The organism is Methylobacterium sp. 092160098-2 (assembly GCF_028920805.1).
Lineage (GTDB): Bacteria > Pseudomonadota > Alphaproteobacteria > Rhizobiales > Beijerinckiaceae > Methylobacterium > Methylobacterium fujisawaense.
Window position 1 is genome coordinate 244248 of the sequence record NZ_JAQPZJ010000003.1, and the last position, 15208, is coordinate 259455.

Annotated in this window: 12 protein-coding genes and 2 pseudogenes; all 14 read left to right on the plus strand. The window is 70.1% G+C overall.

Features of this window, described 5'->3' with window-relative positions:
• Window positions 1-191 precede the first annotated feature (191 nt).
• Window positions 192-851, plus strand: a complete 660-nt coding sequence (locus tag PQI07_RS33395; RefSeq protein ID WP_043345872.1) for a cytochrome c3 family protein — start codon at window positions 192-194, stop codon at window positions 849-851.
• Window positions 848-3829: a TAT-variant-translocated molybdopterin oxidoreductase gene (locus PQI07_RS33400; RefSeq protein WP_274929017.1), complete on the plus strand. Its 2982-nt coding sequence runs from the start codon at window positions 848-850 to the stop codon at window positions 3827-3829. Before PQI07_RS33395 ends, PQI07_RS33400 begins: the two co-directional genes overlap by 4 nt.
• 2 nt (window positions 3830-3831) lie before the next feature.
• Window positions 3832-5856 carry a quinol:electron acceptor oxidoreductase subunit ActD gene (locus PQI07_RS33405; protein WP_043383409.1) on the plus strand — a complete coding sequence of 675 codons (2025 nt, stop codon included), beginning with the start codon at window positions 3832-3834 and terminating at the stop codon, window positions 5854-5856.
• A complete protein-coding gene (locus tag PQI07_RS33410; RefSeq protein ID WP_043354187.1) occupies window positions 5853-6398 on the plus strand; it encodes a c-type cytochrome in 546 nt (181 codons plus the stop codon). The genes PQI07_RS33405 and PQI07_RS33410 overlap by 4 nt, the downstream gene beginning before the upstream one ends.
• Complete coding sequence (locus PQI07_RS33415) at window positions 6395-7456, plus strand: hypothetical protein (RefSeq protein WP_043756130.1); 1062 nt, start codon at window positions 6395-6397, stop codon at window positions 7454-7456. The genes PQI07_RS33410 and PQI07_RS33415 overlap by 4 nt, the downstream gene beginning before the upstream one ends.
• Entirely contained in the window at window positions 7453-7941 is a 489-nt protein-coding gene (locus PQI07_RS33420) for a hypothetical protein (protein WP_274929018.1), read from the plus strand. The genes PQI07_RS33415 and PQI07_RS33420 overlap by 4 nt, the downstream gene beginning before the upstream one ends.
• Window positions 7938-8903, plus strand: a complete 966-nt coding sequence (gene coxB, locus PQI07_RS33425; RefSeq protein WP_043354179.1) for a cytochrome c oxidase subunit II — start codon at window positions 7938-7940, stop codon at window positions 8901-8903. Before PQI07_RS33420 ends, coxB begins: the two co-directional genes overlap by 4 nt.
• A gap of 394 nt (window positions 8904-9297) precedes the next feature.
• Window positions 9298-9720, plus strand: a pseudogene (locus PQI07_RS37810) (cbb3-type cytochrome c oxidase subunit I); the annotation flags it as partial.
• A gap of 49 nt (window positions 9721-9769) precedes the next feature.
• Window positions 9770-11170 (plus strand): IS30 family transposase, encoded by a 1401-nt coding sequence (locus PQI07_RS33435; RefSeq protein WP_274929335.1) that lies wholly within the window; start codon window positions 9770-9772, stop codon window positions 11168-11170.
• Window positions 11171-11180: 10 nt separating this feature from the next.
• Window positions 11181-12431 (plus strand): annotated as a pseudogene (locus PQI07_RS33440) (cytochrome c oxidase subunit I); the annotation flags it as partial.
• Entirely contained in the window at window positions 12428-13087 is a 660-nt protein-coding gene (locus PQI07_RS33445) for a cytochrome c oxidase subunit 3 (protein ID WP_043383401.1), read from the plus strand. The pseudogene PQI07_RS33440 and the gene PQI07_RS33445, both read left to right, overlap by 4 nt.
• Window position 13088: 1 nt before the next feature.
• Complete coding sequence (locus PQI07_RS33450; RefSeq protein WP_274929021.1) at window positions 13089-13400, plus strand: oxidase; 312 nt, start codon at window positions 13089-13091, stop codon at window positions 13398-13400.
• Between the two features lie 78 nt (window positions 13401-13478).
• Window positions 13479-14264 carry a class II glutamine amidotransferase gene (locus tag PQI07_RS33455; protein ID WP_043352612.1) on the plus strand — a complete coding sequence of 262 codons (786 nt, stop codon included), beginning with the start codon at window positions 13479-13481 and terminating at the stop codon, window positions 14262-14264.
• A gap of 163 nt (window positions 14265-14427) precedes the next feature.
• Complete coding sequence (locus tag PQI07_RS33460) at window positions 14428-15168, plus strand: NepR family anti-sigma factor (protein ID WP_043352613.1); 741 nt, start codon at window positions 14428-14430, stop codon at window positions 15166-15168.
• Window positions 15169-15208 lie beyond the last annotated feature (40 nt).

Sequence of the window (15208 nt, forward strand, 5' to 3'; positions counted from 1 at the left end):
CGGCCGTGGCTCGGATCTGCGAGGCGCGGGACCTCCAAGCCTGATCGCCGCGGGCGCCCGAGCCGTATCGCGCGGCCGGCCGGCGCACCGCACGATTTCGACCGGGACCAGAAGGTGGGGCGACGCTTGCGGCGAGGGGCTGAGAAGACCGAGCGCCATCTCCCGGCCTTCGCCTGTTGCGGGTCGGCCTGATGGCGCAGCTGTTCACGCCCGGGGCCGACGCGCTCTACCGCCTCGCTCTGATGACCGGCGTCGCCTGCCTGGTTGGGCTCCCGGTTCTGGCGGCCGGGATCGTGCGCTCGAACTACGTCACGGGCGTCGGGGTCGCGCCGGCCCAGCCCCTGCCGTTCAGCCACAAGCACCATTCCGGCGAACTCGGCATCCAGTGCCGCTACTGCCACACCACGGTCGACCGGGAGGCCACGGCCGGCATCCCGCCGACGCATACCTGCATGACGTGCCACTCGCAGATCTGGACCGGCTCCGAGATGCTCAAGCCGGTGCGCGACAGCTACGCGCAGGACAAGCCGCTCGAATGGAAGCGGCTGAACAAGCTGCCGCAATACGTCTACTACAATCACTCCGTCCACGTGACGAAGGGGATCGGCTGCTCGACCTGCCACGGCGACGTCACGGCGATGCAGATGACGTACCGGGCCAACGCCTTCGAGATGCAGTTCTGCCTCGATTGCCACCGGGCGCCGGAGAAGTATGTCCGCACGCCGGATCAGGTCTGGAACATGACCTGGACGCCGCCCTCCGACCAAGCGACCCTGGGCCCCAAGCTCGTGGCCCAGTACCATATCCGCGGCGGGGAGCGGCTGACCGAATGCGGGATCTGCCACCGATGACCGGCGCCCCCGACATCGCGGCCCTGCGCGCGAAACTCGCCGGCGGCGACGGTCCGCGCTTCTGGCGCAGCCTCGACGCCGTGGCCGACAGCCCCGAGTTCCGCGCCTATCTGGCGGCCGAGTTCCCGTCGGCGTCCCGGCTCGCCGCGGCCCCGGAGCGGCGCGGCTTCCTGAAGCTGATGGCCGCCTCCTTCGCGCTGGGCGGCCTCACCGCCTGCGGCGGGGGCGGCGGTCGCGACTACGAGGTGCCGTACGTCAATCAGCCCGAGCGGATCGTGCCCGGCACGGACCTGTCCTACGCCTCCTCGGCCATGTTCGACGGCTTCGGCAACGGCATCCTGGTCACCACCCGCAACGGCCGGCCCCTGAAGATCGAAGGCAACCCCGAGCATCCCTGGAGCCGCGGCGGCACCGACGTGCTGGCCCAGGCTTCGGTGCTCGGGCTCTACGACCCGTTCCGCTCCCAGGCGGTGCAGCATCTCGGCCGGCCGAGTTCCTGGGCGGCGTTCCGGGCAGACCTGCAGGGTCGGATGCCGGGCTGGCGCGAGAACCGGGGCGAGGGTCTCGCCCTGCTCACCGGCCCCGTGACCTCGCCCGGCGTGGCGGCCCAGCTCGCGCGGCTGCGGGCCGCCTACCCGGCGCTCCGCTGGTATGTCGGTGCCGGGGCGGGGCGCGACGGGATCTACGAGGGCGCTCGCCAGGCCTATGGACGGCCCTTGGAGACCCGCCCCGATTTCGATCGCGCCCGGACCATCGTGGCGCTGGACGGCGACTTTCTGGATCTCGGACCCGGTCAGGTCGGCCTGTCGCGGCGCTGGAGCGAGGCACGGCGGGCGGCCTACGCGGAGGGCCGCCTCCTCACCCTCCACGCGGCGGCGCCGACACCGACCTTGACCAGCGCCAAGGCGGATCGGGGGCTCGTGGTCCCGGCCGGCCGGCTGGAGGCCCTGGCCCGGGACCTGCTCAATCTGGCCGCGGGCGGCGCGGCCCCCGGGGGCGACGATCCCGTCGCGCGCTGGACGCGGAGCGCCGGGACGGCCCTCGCCGAGGCCCGGGGAAGCGGCATCGTCATCGCCGGCCTGACCGCCAGCCCGGACCTGCACGCGCTGGTTCACCGCCTCAACGGCGCCCTCGGCAACACCGGCGCGACCCTGGTCCACACCGCGCCCGTGGCGGAGACGGGCGCCGGGACCCTCGCGGATCTCGCGGAGGCCATGGATCAGGGTGCCGTCAAGGTGCTCGTCGTCCTCGGCGCCAACCCGGTCTACGAGGCGCCCGGCGCCCTCGATTTCGCCGCCCGGATGGCGCGCGTGCCCCTCAAGATCCATGCGGGGCTCTACTACGACGAGACCGGTGCGCATGCCGACTGGCATCTGCCGGCCGCCCACCCGCTGGAATCCTGGGGCGACATCCGGTCCCTCGACGGGACGGTGGGTCTGATCCAGCCCACGGTCGCCCCCTTGTACAACGGCCGGACGCTCGCGGAGATGCTGGCCTTCCTGGCAAGCGGCGAGGGTGGGGAGGGCGGTCAGGACGCCCTCGGGCTCCTCAAGGCGCAGGGACGGAACCCGGGCGAGGACGAGGCGGCCTTCGAGGCCCGCTTCTCCGAGGCCCTGCGCCTGGGCTTCTGGGCGGACAGCGCGCGTCCGGTCGAGACGGTGGCGCTGACGCAGGCGGCGGCAGCCGCCCCCGCGGCAGCTTCATCGCCCGCGCCGGCCGCCGAGGGGGTCGAGGTGCTGTTCCGACCCGATCCGACGATCTGGGACGGCACCCATGCCGACCTCGCCTGGCTGCAGGAGCTCCCGAAGCCCCTGACCAAGGTGGTCTGGGAGAACGTGATCGCGCTCAGCCCGCGCCTCGCCGAGCGCGAGGGGATCGCCACGGGCGACATCCTGCGGGTCGAGGCCGGCGGCCGCGCGGTCGAGGGGCCGGCCTGGATCCTGCCGGGGCAGGCCGACACCACCGTGACCCTCACGCTGGGCTACGGCCGCGACGTCCCCGACCACCTCGCCCGCGGCCTCGGCTACGACGCCGCGCCCCTGCGGCCGCCGGGTTCTCCCTGGGGTCTCGCCGGCGCCCGGCTGACGAAGACCGGACAACAGCGCAGGCCGGTCACCACCCAGCATCTCGGCACGATGGAGGGTCAGGATCTCGTGCGCGTGCAGGCTCTGGGCGCCGCACCCGTGGGCGATCCGAAGGGCGCGCCGACGCCCGCCTCGTTCTATCCGCCCCCCGAGAGCCAGGACCGCTGGGTCGCCGCGCAATGGGGCATGGCCATCGATCTCGATGCCTGCACCGGCTGCAACGCCTGCGTCACCGCCTGTCAGGCGGAGAACAACATCCCCGTGGTCGGGCGCGAGGAGGTCGAACTCGGCCGCTGGATGGGCTGGCTGCGGATCGACCGCTACTACGCGGGCGACCTCGACGCGCCGACGACGCATTTCCAGCCGGTGCCCTGCATGCATTGCGAGCAAGCGCCCTGCGAACTCGGCTGCCCCGTGGAGGCGACGCTCCACGACAGCGAGGGCCTGAACCTGCAGGTCTACAACCGCTGCGTCGGCACGCGCACCTGCCAGAGCTACTGCCCCTACAAGGTCCGCCGCTTCAACTACCTCGATTACACCGGCGGCATGACCCCGGTGGAGCAGCAGCAGCGCAATCCCGAGGTCACGGTCCGGTCCCGGGGCGTGATGGAGAAGTGCACCTACTGCATCCAGCGGATCACGGCGGCGCGGATCACATCGGCCAAGGACGCCCACGCGCCGATCCCCGACGGGGCCGTGGAGACCGCCTGCCAGGGCGCCTGCCCGACCCGGGCGATCACCTTCGGCAACGTCGCCGATCCGGGAAGCCGGGTCTCGGCCGCCCGGCGGGACACGCGGGAATACGCGCTCCTCGGCCACCTGAACACGCGGCCGCGCACCACCTATCTCGCCGGGCTCGCGCCCGCCGCGGATCCGAACGGACGGGAGGGCTGAGCATGGCCGGCCCCCTCTCCGGCGGTCCGCAGCCCGGCCCCCTGATCCGGCCCGACGAGACCCTTCAGGGGATCGGCGGCGCGGTCACGGCGATCCCGCTGACGCATCCGGGGAACCGGCGCTGGTGGATCGCCTTCGCGGCGGCGGCCTCGCTCCTCGGCCTGTTCGTGCTCACCCTCGGCTATCTGCTCTATGCCGGTCCCGGCATCTGGGCGAACAACAATGCCGTCGTCTGGGCCCTCGACATCGCGAGCTACGATTGGTGGATCGGCGTCGCGTCCGGCAGCCTGCTGGTCTCGGCAATCCTGCTCCTGCTCGGGGCGGAGTGGCGCGGGGCGGTGAACCGCGTGGCCGAGACCCTGGCACTGCTGGCCACCGCGGCCGCCGGGCTCTACCCGATCATCCATCTCGGACGGCCGTGGTTCTTCTTCTGGAACCTGCCCTACCCCAACACCTACGATCTCTGGCCGCAGTTCCGCTCGCCACTCCTCTGGGACGCGATCGACATCGTGTCCTTCCTGGTGATCTGCGTGAGCCTCTGGTTCATCGGCCTGCTGCCGGACCTCGCCACGTTGCGCGACCGTGCCCACGCGGAGGCGATGCGCCAGCGGGAGACGAAGGCAGCGACCCGGAAGCGCGCGCTGCTGCGCGCGCAGGTCTACGGCATCCTCGCCTCGGGCTGGCGCGGCTCGGCGGCCCATTGGCAGATCTGGGTTCAGGCCTACCGGACGGTGGCGCTGCTCGGCGTGCTGCTGGTGGTGTCGGTCCAGACCGGGGCCTCGGTGATGCTGGCGGGCTCGCTGATGCCGGGCTGGCACAGCACGCTGCTGCCGGTGAGCTTCCTGGTGAATGCGGTCTATTCCGGCGTCGGCGTCACGGCGGTGATCGTGATGCTGATCCGCCTCGTGTACGGCCTCGGCGCCCTGGTGACGGACCGCCATCTCGACGTGCTCGGGCGGCTGTTGCTCTGTCTCGGCTGCGCCAGCGCCTATTGCTACGCGGCCGAGTATTTCGACACGTTCCTCAATGGCGACGCCGCGGGGCGCGGCGTCCTGGTCCGGCGCATGACCGGCGACCACGCCCTCGTGTCCTGGACGGCGATCCTGTGCCTCGTCCTGCCCGCACAGATCCTGTGGTCGGCGCGGGCCCGGACGGCGCCGGTCGCCATCGCGGTGGTGGGCCTTCTCGTGGCGATCGGCGCCTATGCCGACCACGTCATGGTCCTGGTCGTCACCCTGACGCAGGATTTCCTGCCGTCCTCGCGGCTGCCCTACACGACGGATGTCTGGGGTATCGCCACCTTCGCGGGCTCGGTGGGCCTGTTCCTGACCCTGCTCCTCCTGTTCCTGCGCTACCTGCCGGCCGTGTCGATCGTCGAGAGCCGCCGCCTCGCCCTGATGGTGTCGCCGGCCGCGCAGGAGGCGGCCCGCGCGGCCGCATCCCGGGCCACCGGTCGCCCGGAGGACGACCCGGTCACCGCGCCCCTGTGGGGCGTGTCCGCGACCTTCGCGAGTCAGGGCGACCTCGCCGCCGCCCTCCAGGCGGTCTCCGGGATCAGTCCGGATCACGTCCATCTCGACGGGCACGGGCCGGTGCCGATGCCCCGCACCCTGCGGGCTCTGGGCTTGGAGGGACGCTCGATCCTGCCCTACGCCCTGGCCGGGGCCCTGCTCGGCGGTGTCGGCTTCTTCGCCCTGTGCCTCTACGCCACGGCCTACGATTACGTCTTCCTGATCGGCGGGCGCCCGCGCCTGTCCTGGCCCTCGTTCGTGGTGCCGAGCGTCTCCGTCGCGATGATGGCGGGCTGCGTGGCGATCCACTTCGCGCTCCTCGTGCTCAACCGCCTGCCCCGCCTGAATCACCCGGCCTTCAACATCCCGGGCTTCCTGCGGGCTTCCGAGGACCGGTTCTTCCTCTCCGCGGAGGCGCGGGGTGACCGGTTCGACGCAGGCCGGATCGAGCGGCGGCTCGCGGCCCTGCCGGCCGAGGCCGGGCGTCCCCTCGAGCTCCGGCGGATCCCGCGATGAGGCGCGCCGCCCTCCGCACCGTGCCGCTCGCTCTTCTCGCCCTGGCGCCGCTGGCGGCCTGCGGCGAGGCCGACATGGCCGATCAGGCCCGGGCCAAGACCTGGGACAAGAACCCGTTCTTTCCCCGGGAGATCACCATGCGCCAGCCGGTGGCGGGCACCGTGCCGCGGATCGATCCGGCCCGGACGGCGCCGCAGCCGCAGACGATCAGCCGGGCGCTGCTCGACCAGGGCCGGGAACGCTATGGAGTCTTCTGCACCCCCTGCCATGGGCAGGACGGGCGCGGCGCCGGCATGATCGTGGCCCGGGGATTTCCCTCCGCCGGCAATCTCACGGCGGAGCCCGTGCGCATGGCCTCAGCGGCGGAGCTCTACGACGCCATCTCGAACGGCCGGAAGTCCATGTTCGGCATGGCCCAGATGATCCCCTCGGCCGACCGCTGGGCGATCATCGCCTATCTCCGCGCCCTCCAGCTCAGCCAGGATACCCCGGTGGCGAGCCTGCCCCCGGAGGATCGCACCCGCCTGGAGGCGACGCCGTGAGGCGCCCCGCCCTGCTCGGCCTCGCCGGCCTCGTCCTCCTGGCCGTCTGCCTGCTCGCGGGCGGCTGGCGCGGGGCCGCGGCCTCGTATCTCGCGGCGTGGCTCGTCCTTCTCGCCCTGCCGGTCGGCGCCCTGCCGGTGGTCATCGTCGCCGAGCGTTTCGGCAAGCGGGTCCGCGAGCGCGGCGGCATCGAGATGCTGGCGGGTCTGCGCCGGCTGATGGCGCTGATGCCGGTCGCGGCCGTGCTGTCGCTGCCGCTTCTGGCCGCCACGCCCCTGCTCTATCCCTGGGTGAGCGCTCCGGCGCGCACGCCGCTGGCCGCCCTGTGGTTCACGGTGCCGTTCTTCGCGATCCGGGCGATCGTCTATCTCGCAGCCTGGACCTGGCTGGCGCTGAGGTTCGCCAGGCCGTTCGACGCCCCCGGCGAGGGGCGGACCGTGCCGGCTGTGGGACTGCACGCGGTCGTCGGCACCCTGTTCGTCACCGACGTCGTCGCCTCCCTGGATCCGCGGCTCGATTCCACCCTTCTGGGCCTCCTGGTGATGACGGCCTGGAGCGGCCTCGCCTTCGCGGCGGCGATCCTCCTCGCCTGGGAGGAGCCGGAGCCCGTCGGCCGCGGCCGTACCGCGCCCGGACGGGGCCGGCTGGTGCCCCTCGTGGTGCTTCTGGGCCTCTGGGCCTATCTGCACTTCGTCCAGTTCCTGATCGTTTGGTCGGCGAATCTGCCGCCCGAGGTGACGTGGTACTTCGCCCGCGGCGGCTGGGTCGGGCGGGCGCTGGCGGTCGTGGCCGGCGCGGTCGTCGTGCTGGCCGGGCTCGCGACCCTCCGGCCGGGACGCCCGACCACCCGGATCCTGGCCGGCGCGGCGGTGGCCGTCCACGCCCTGGAGATGTTCTGGCTGATCACCCCGGCGGTGCGCGACCGCTTCGTACTCCGGCCGAGCGACGTGCTCGCCGCCGCTGCCGTGGCCTGCCTCGCGGCCGCGCTCCGGCCGGTGCTGCGGCCGCGGGCGGACCGCGTGGCCTCCGACGCCCGGCGCGCCGGGAGGCCGGCATGAGCGCCGACGGCCCCTCCGGGCTGATCCCGGCGATCCTTGCCGGGCTGACCCTGCGCGGCAGCGGGCTCCTGAACGGGCGGCCGCCCCGTCCGGCTGCCAACACCCAGCGCGATCCGAATGAGCCCGGGCACGAGACCCGGGACGTCAATGTCCGCAACACCGTGATGGTGATGGCGGGCCTCGCGCTCACGGTCCTGGCAGTCGTTGGGACGATGATCTGGCTGATGGACACCTTCGCGGCGCGTCAGCGCCGGGCCCTGCCGGCCCTGACGCCGCAGCAGACCACGCAGTTGGCGCCGCCGCCTCCGAACCTTCAGGCCGACCCGTACGCCGATATCGACCGTGCGCGGGCGGCGGCCGAGGCGTCTCTCGCCGGCTACGGCTACCGGGACGACGCCCGGACCCGCGCCCGAATCCCGATCGGGCGCGCCATGGACCTGATCGTCGGCCGCTCCCTCGAACCGGCGGAGCCCGCTGCGCGATGACGCCGAGCCACGATTCCCTCCAGCTCTGGCCGGCGGCGGTCTCCGCCACCGCGAGCGAGACCGACCTGCTCATCCTGGCCTTCACGGTCCTGACGCTGCTCCTGACCGTCCCGGTCTTCGTGGCGATCACCTACTTCGCCCTGCGCTACCGCGAGGGGTCCGAGGCGGACCGGAGCCCCTCGGGCATCCGCTCGAACCTGATCGAGATCAGCTGGATGCTGATCCCGTTCCTGCTGACGCTGATCTTCTTCGTCTGGGGCGCGAAGCTGTTCATCCAGTCGAAGAACCCGCCCCCCGACGCCATGGTGGTCGAGGCGATCGGCCGGCAATGGATGTGGAAGTTCCAGCACCCGACGGGCCAGTCCGAGATCAACAACCTGCACCTGCCGATCGGCCAGCCGATCCGCCTGCACATCATCAGCCAGGACGTGATCCACGCCCTCTACCTGCCGGCCGTGCGGATGCAGGTCGCCGCCCTGCCCGACCGCTACACCGACCTGTGGTTCAAGGCCGACAAGACCGGCACCTACCACCTCTACTGCTCGGAATATTGCGGCACCGACCACTCCGTGATGGGCGGCGAGGTCACCTTCATGAACCCCGGCGACTACCAGGACTGGCTGACCCATGCCGGCGCGCAGCAGGGCAAGATCGCGGCGGGCCGGGCCCTCTACGAGGCCTATGGCTGCGCCGGCTGCCACGAGCCCGGCACGTCCGTGAAGGCGCCGAGCCTCGCGGGCCTGTTCGGGTCGCAGGTGAGGCTCGCCGACGGCCGCACCGTCACCGCCGATGCGGCGTGGCTGCGCGAGAAAATCCTGAATCCGAACGGCGACCGGCTCGCCGGCGGGGGCAAGCAGGTGATGCCGAGCTTCGCCGGCCGGATCCCGGCGGACGAGCTCGGCACGCTGATCGACTTTCTGAAAGCCTACCCGACCTCGAAAGCCGCGGACGCGACACGATGATGAGCTGCGTCAACCTGAAAATTCAGTCGTCGGATCGCAAGGCGCACCGGACCAGCTCTTCGCCCTGCTCGCGGTTTCACACCTCCGATCTGGCCTTGCGTTTTCAGGATCGAGCGCGGGTCCCCTCTCCCGAGCGTGAGAGGGACAGGGTGAGGGATGAGAACGCTCCAGACGAGGCGCGACCTGTCGATGCTTCAAGGGTGTGCTCGATCCTGAGCCTTCTCGTCCCTCACCCCAACCCTCTCCCGCCCGGGAGAGGGGGCCCTTCGCGCCCTGTCGCCAGCGGCGATGTCCGCCTCAGACCTGTGAACATCGCGGCCCGCGGATCGGGGTCGGACGAGCGCGCGAACGTCCTGACGTCCGGCTTCCGACGCTACCTATCGAGGGCGACACGATGAGCGCATCGGGCAGCATCGGCGGCACCGCCCACCGGGAACCCCACACCCCGGAATCCACGATCGGGCGCAAATCCGACTACCTGCACGCGGAATCGACCCTGCGCTCGTGGTTCCTCACCACCGACCACAAGCGCATCGCGATCCTCTACCTCGCCTCGATCACCGGCTTCTTCGTGATCGGCGCCCTGGCGGCGGGCGTGGTCCGCCTCGCTCTGGTCGTGCCGAACGGCGCGATCATGACCAACGACACCTACAACAAGGCCTTCACCATCCACGGCGTGGTGATGGTCTGGTTCTTCCTGATCCCGTCGATCCCCGCGACCTTCGGCAATTTCTTGATCCCGCTGATGATCGGGGCCAAGGACCTCGCTTTCCCCAAGCTCAACCTGACGAGCTGGTACGTGTTCATGACCGGGGCCCTGGGTAGATTCAGGTGGTCGTCGCAACAGCCTGCGGAGGGCAGTTGCGATGGTGGGGCGGCGGCGTTCGGATCGGGCACTCCGGAGCAAGCTGAGATCGCCGGGGCGTCCGCCCGTGGCACGGCAGGAGCATCGACGCCGGTTCTGGGTATTGATCGCGTTGGGTCTATCGAGCGAGGGCGCTGCGATGGGATGCGGGATCTCACAGCCGGTAGGGACACGCTGGTTTCGAGAAGCGGGCGGACTGCCGCCCTCACATCTCTCGCCCTCGTCGCCGTCGCCCTCTGATCGCTACTTGTCCTTCACCGAGCGTGAGGAGATCGCGCTGCTTCGGGCGCAAGGTCAGGGCGTTCGGGAGATAGCGAGGCGGCTGGGTCGGGCGGCCTCGACGATCTCACGGGAACTGCGGCGGAACGCGGCGACGCGCAGCGGCAATCTCGACTATCGTGCTACGACAGCCCAATGGCACGCCGAGCGTGCGGCGCGCCGGCCGAAGCAGGCGAAGCTGGCCGCCAACGCAGCTCTGAGGACGTATGTGCAGGACCGGCTCGGGGGCGCTATCATCGCGCCCGACGGCGCTGCGCTACCGGGGCCGGCCGTGCCCTGGAAGGGACGGCGACACGGGCCACGTCAGCATCGGCGCTGGGGTCTGGCGTGGAGCCCGCAGCAGATCGCTGAGCGCTTGCGGCTGGACTTTCCAGGCGATGAGACGATGCGCATCAGCCATGAGGCGATCTACCAGTCTCTTTACATCCAGGGTAGAGGAGCGCTGAAGCGCGATCTGACCGCGTGCCTACGCACGGGACGAGCTTTGCGGGTGCCTCGATCGCGCAGCGCTCGTCGGGGCAAATCGTTCATCACCCCCGAGGTCCTCATCAGCGAGCGGCCGCCCGAGGCAGAGGATCGCGCCGTGCCGGGGCATTGGGAAGGAGACCTCATCCTCGGGCTGCGCAGCTCGGCGATCGGCACCTTGGTCGAGCGAACGACGCGCTTCACGATGCTGCTGCATCTGCCGCCGATGGCGGGGCACGGAATAGTAGCGCGTGAGAAGAACGGGCCGGCGCTGGCGGGTCATGGTGCCGAGGCCGTGCGCGACGCGATCAGCCGCACGGTCACGAGCCTGCCAGAGCAGTTGCGGCGCTCGCTGACCTGGGACCAGGGGGCGGAGATGGCTGAGCATGCCCGACTGCGGATCGATTCGGGTTTGCAGATCTATTTCTGCGATCCGCGCTCACCCTGGCAGCGCGGCACGAACGAGAACACCAACGGTTTACTGCGGCAGTACTTCCCCAAGGGAACTGACCTCGGCGCTCACAGCTCAGATGATCTGGCGGCGGTTGCGGCAGCGCTCAACGGTAGACCGCGCAAGACACTGGGATGGAAAACCCCCGCCGAGGCTCTCGACGCGATCTTACGATCCAGCCATGCTGGTGTTGCGACGACCGCTTGAACCTGGGCTGTTCACCCTGGTCTCTGTGGTGCTGGGCGGGGTCGATACCGGCTGGACCTTCTACGCCCCGCTCTCGACGGCCTTCTCCAACACCTGGGTGCTGCCGGCGCTGATCGGCGTCACCATCGTGGGCTTCTCGTCGATCCTGACGGGGCTCAACTTCGTGGTCACGATCCACACCATGCGGGCGCCCGGCATGACGTGGTTCAAACTGCCGATCTTCGTCTGGGCGCACTACGCCACGAGCCTGATCTTCCTGCTCGCGACGCCGGTCATCACCACGGCGCTGATCCTGCTGATCGCGGAACGCGCCTTCCATATCGGCGTGTTCGACCCGGCCTATGGCGGCGACCCGGTGCTGTTCCAGCACCTGTTCTGGTTCTACTCCCACCCGGCCGTGTACATCATGGTCCTGCCCGGCATGGGGGTGATCTCCGAGATCGTCCCGGCCTTCGCGCAGAAGAAGCTGTTCGGCTACCGCTTCGTCGCCTACGCGTCGATCGGACTGGCCTCCGTGACCTTCTTCGTCTGGGGTCACCACATGTTCGTCAACGGCCAGAGCGATTTGGCCTCGCTGGTGTTCTCGGGCCTGTCCTTCGCGGTGGCGGTGCCCTCGGCGGTGAAGGTCTACAACTGGACCGCCACGATCCATAAGGGCTCGCTCCGGCTCGATACCCCGATGCTCTACGCGATGGGCTATATCGGCCTGTTCGTGCTCGGAGGCCTCACCGGCCTCTATCTCGCGACGCTCTCGATCAACCAGCACATCCACGCGACCTACTTCGTGGTCGCGCATTTCCACTACATCATGGTCGGCGGCACGGTGCTGGCGTTCCTCGGCGGCCTGCATTTCTGGTGGCCGAAATTCACCGGCCGGATGTACAGCGAGCCCTGGGGCCGGGTCTCGGCGCTGCTGATCTTCCTCGGCTTCAACGTGACCTTCTTCCCGCAATTCATCCTGGGTTACCTCGGGATGCCGCGGCGCTACGCGACCTACCCGGCGGAGTTCCAGCTGCTCAACGTGCTGTCCTCGGCGGGCGCCACGATCCTGGCGGCGGGCTACATCTTCCCGATGCTCTACCTCGTCTATTCCCTCTGGTTCGGCCGGAAGGCGCCCGCCAATCCGTGGAACGCCAAGGGGCTCGAATGGGAGACGGCCTCCCCGCCCCCGACGCACAATTTCCTGTCCCCGCCCGAGGTGCCGCGCATCCCCTACGACTACCCGATCCAGGCCCAGGAATCCCGGGACCAGCACGGATGAGCAAAGGTCTGGCCGACGGCGTCGGGGTCGCGCGCGCGGAGCATTTCGAGAGCGTGGCCCAGCAGCGCGAGGCGGCGACGCTCGGCATCTGGGCCTGGCTGATCACCGAGTTGCTGCTGTTCTCGGCGCTGTTCCTGGTGGCGCTGATCACCCGGATCCAGCATCCCGAAGCGACGATCGCGGCGGCCAAGCACCTCAAGTTCTGGATCGGCGCCACCAACACCGTGGTGCTGATCTGTTCATCGCTCACGATGTCGATGGCGATCGAATTCTCCCGGATGGGCTGGCAGCGCGCCATGGTGCGGGCGATGCTGGCGACCGCGGCGCTCGGGGGCCTGTTCCTCGTCCTCAAGGGCTACGAGTACTACGCCGACTGGGCCGAGCACATGATGCCGTTCCTCAGCGATCGGCCCTTCGCGCTGGCCGAGACGCCGGCGGCGCGGCTGTTCGTGAACCTCTACTACGTCGCAACCCTGCTCCACGCGCTGCATCTGTTCACCGGCATCGCGCTCCTGCTCGGCATGACCTGGATGGCCGCCAAGGCCGGGTTCCTCGCCCGGCACCAGAACTGGATCGAGGTCTACGGCCTGTACTGGCACTTCATCGACCTCGTCTGGATCCTGGCCTTCCCGATCCTCTACGTGGTGAACCGGTAGGATGCGGAACCGCCTCGCGACCCTGAGCGCCGACGACCGCGCCCTGATCCGGCGGCGCCTGCGCACGCCGGTGCTCACCTTCCTGGCGCTGCTGGCGCTTCTGGCCGTCAACGTCACCCTCGGCGCCACCCTCCCCTTCGCGCAGGTCTGGATCGTCGAACTCGCCGTGGTCGCCGTGATGGTGGCGCTGATCCTCCTCGTCTCCATGGAGGTGATCCATGAGCCGCCGCTGATCCGGCTGTTCTCGGGGCTCGGCTTCTTCTGGGTCGCCATCCTGGTCGGCATGACGCTGACCGACTATCTGGCGCGCTGAGCGACGCGAAATCCGTTGTCCGGGCGGCCGAACACTCCTAAACGTCGCCGCTCCCCCGCATAGCCCGGCTGACAGACGATGTGCGAACTGCTCGGCATGAGCGCCAACGTGCCGACCGACATCCGCTTCTCCTTCGCGGGCCTCGCCCGACGCGGCGGCGAGACCGGGCCGCATGCGGACGGCTGGGGGATCAGCTTCTACGACGGGCGCACCTGCCGCAGCTTCCACGAGCCGGAGCCGAGCGCCCGCTCGCAGCTCGCCCGGCTGCTGCGCGACATGCCGATCAAGAGCCGCATCGTCGTCGCCCATGTCCGCAAGGCCAACCGCGGCCGGGTCAGCCTGGAGAACACCCACCCGTTCTCGCGGGAATTGTGGGGCCGCCGCTGGACCTTCGCGCATAACGGACAGCTCAAGGGCGTGAAGCGGCTGCCGCTGGGCGGCTTCATGCCGATCGGCTCGACGGACAGCGAGCACGCCTTCTGCTGGATGCTCGGCCGGCTCCAGGCCCGGTTCCGCGCCCTCCCCCGGCCCGAGACCCTCGACCGGGCCGTGGCCGACCTCGCGGGCGAACTCCACGCCCTCGGCGTGTTCAACATGCTGCTCACCGACAGCCGCACCCTCTACGCCCATTGCGGCAAGCGCCTCTGCTACCTCACCCGGCGGGCCCCCTTCGGCAAGGCCACCCTGATCGACGAGGACTGGCAGGTGGATTTCGCCGAGGAGACCACCGAGCACGACGTGGTGACGGTGATCGCCACCCAGGCGCTGACCCGGGACGAGTGCTGGACCGATCTCGCCCGCGGCGACGTCCTGACCCTGCGCGACGGGGCGATCCGGCTGTTGAGACCGGCCAACTTAGCTTAAGTGTGTTTTGCCTGAGGGTGCATGCCCGCGCCCGATGCGCTAGAACTCCGGTAACAGGAGCGCATCGGCCGGGCTTTCCAACCGGTTCGGGCCGATAAGCGCTCCGCCTCGACCCGCCGGGGACCACAGGTCGAGCCACGACGAGTTGACGAGCGCGATACACATGACCCGCGACGACACCGACACCGTCCTGTCCCAGGAGGACGGGACTCGGGATGGCCGCCCGAACCTGGCTCCCGGGATCCGCACGCATCTCGGGGAGCATCTGCGCACCGTCTACGAGCGGATCGGCGAGGAGACGCTGCCGTCCCGCTTCGCCGAGCTGATCGAGAAGCTCGAGGCGGCTTTGCGCGCCCGCGGCGAGGCGATCGAGCCGGAATTCCGCAACGGTCTGCTCGCGGCCGTCCCGTCCCTGCGCGCCTTCGCGCTGTCGCTGACGTCGAACCCCGCCCGTTCGGACGATCTCGTGCAGGACACCCTGCTCAAGGGCTGGCAGCACCGCGCCCGGTTCCAGCCGGGGACGAACCTCAACGCGTGGCTGTTCACGATCCTGCGAAACATCTTCTACTCGGATCACCGCAAGCGGGTGCGCGAGGTCGAGGATCAGGACGGGTCCTACGCGGCCCGCCTCGCCACCGCCCCGCACCAGGGTGACCGGCTCGACGTCGAGGATCTGCAATCGGCGCTGGCCAAGCTGCCGCCGGATCAGCGCGAGGCCCTGGTCCTGGTCGGCGCCGAGGGCGTCTCCTACGAGGAGGCTGCCGCCATCATGGGCTGCAAGGTCGGGACGGTGAAGAGCCGCGTCAGCCGCGCCCGTGGCAGGCTCGCGGAGCTGCTGGGCTACGACGAGGAGGATCTCGGCTCCGACCGCTTCATCCAGTCGGCGATGCCCAAGGACGCGTGAGGGCTCAGCCGGCTGCATCCCGGCGTTCCACAAAAAAAGA

What these genes read in the sequence shown, in the direction of transcription:
- PQI07_RS33445 (WP_043383401.1), top strand. Translation starts at nt 12,428, where the DNA reads ATGAGCAAAGGTCTGGCCGACGGCGTCGGGGTCGCGCGCGCGGAGCAT.
- PQI07_RS33400 (WP_274929017.1), top strand. Translation starts at nt 848, where the DNA reads ATGACCGGCGCCCCCGACATCGCGGCCCTGCGCGCGAAACTCGCCGGC.
- PQI07_RS33395 (WP_043345872.1), top strand. Translation starts at nt 192, where the DNA reads ATGGCGCAGCTGTTCACGCCCGGGGCCGACGCGCTCTACCGCCTCGCT.
- coxB (WP_043354179.1), top strand. Translation starts at nt 7,938, where the DNA reads ATGACGCCGAGCCACGATTCCCTCCAGCTCTGGCCGGCGGCGGTCTCC.
- PQI07_RS33420 (WP_274929018.1), top strand. Translation starts at nt 7,453, where the DNA reads ATGAGCGCCGACGGCCCCTCCGGGCTGATCCCGGCGATCCTTGCCGGG.
- PQI07_RS33455 (WP_043352612.1), top strand. Translation starts at nt 13,479, where the DNA reads ATGTGCGAACTGCTCGGCATGAGCGCCAACGTGCCGACCGACATCCGC.
- PQI07_RS33405 (WP_043383409.1), top strand. Translation starts at nt 3,832, where the DNA reads ATGGCCGGCCCCCTCTCCGGCGGTCCGCAGCCCGGCCCCCTGATCCGG.
- PQI07_RS33450 (WP_274929021.1), top strand. Translation starts at nt 13,089, where the DNA reads ATGCGGAACCGCCTCGCGACCCTGAGCGCCGACGACCGCGCCCTGATC.
- PQI07_RS33460 (WP_043352613.1), top strand. Translation starts at nt 14,428, where the DNA reads ATGACCCGCGACGACACCGACACCGTCCTGTCCCAGGAGGACGGGACT.
- PQI07_RS33410 (WP_043354187.1), top strand. Translation starts at nt 5,853, where the DNA reads ATGAGGCGCGCCGCCCTCCGCACCGTGCCGCTCGCTCTTCTCGCCCTG.
- PQI07_RS33435 (WP_274929335.1), top strand. Translation starts at nt 9,770, where the DNA reads ATGGTGGGGCGGCGGCGTTCGGATCGGGCACTCCGGAGCAAGCTGAGA.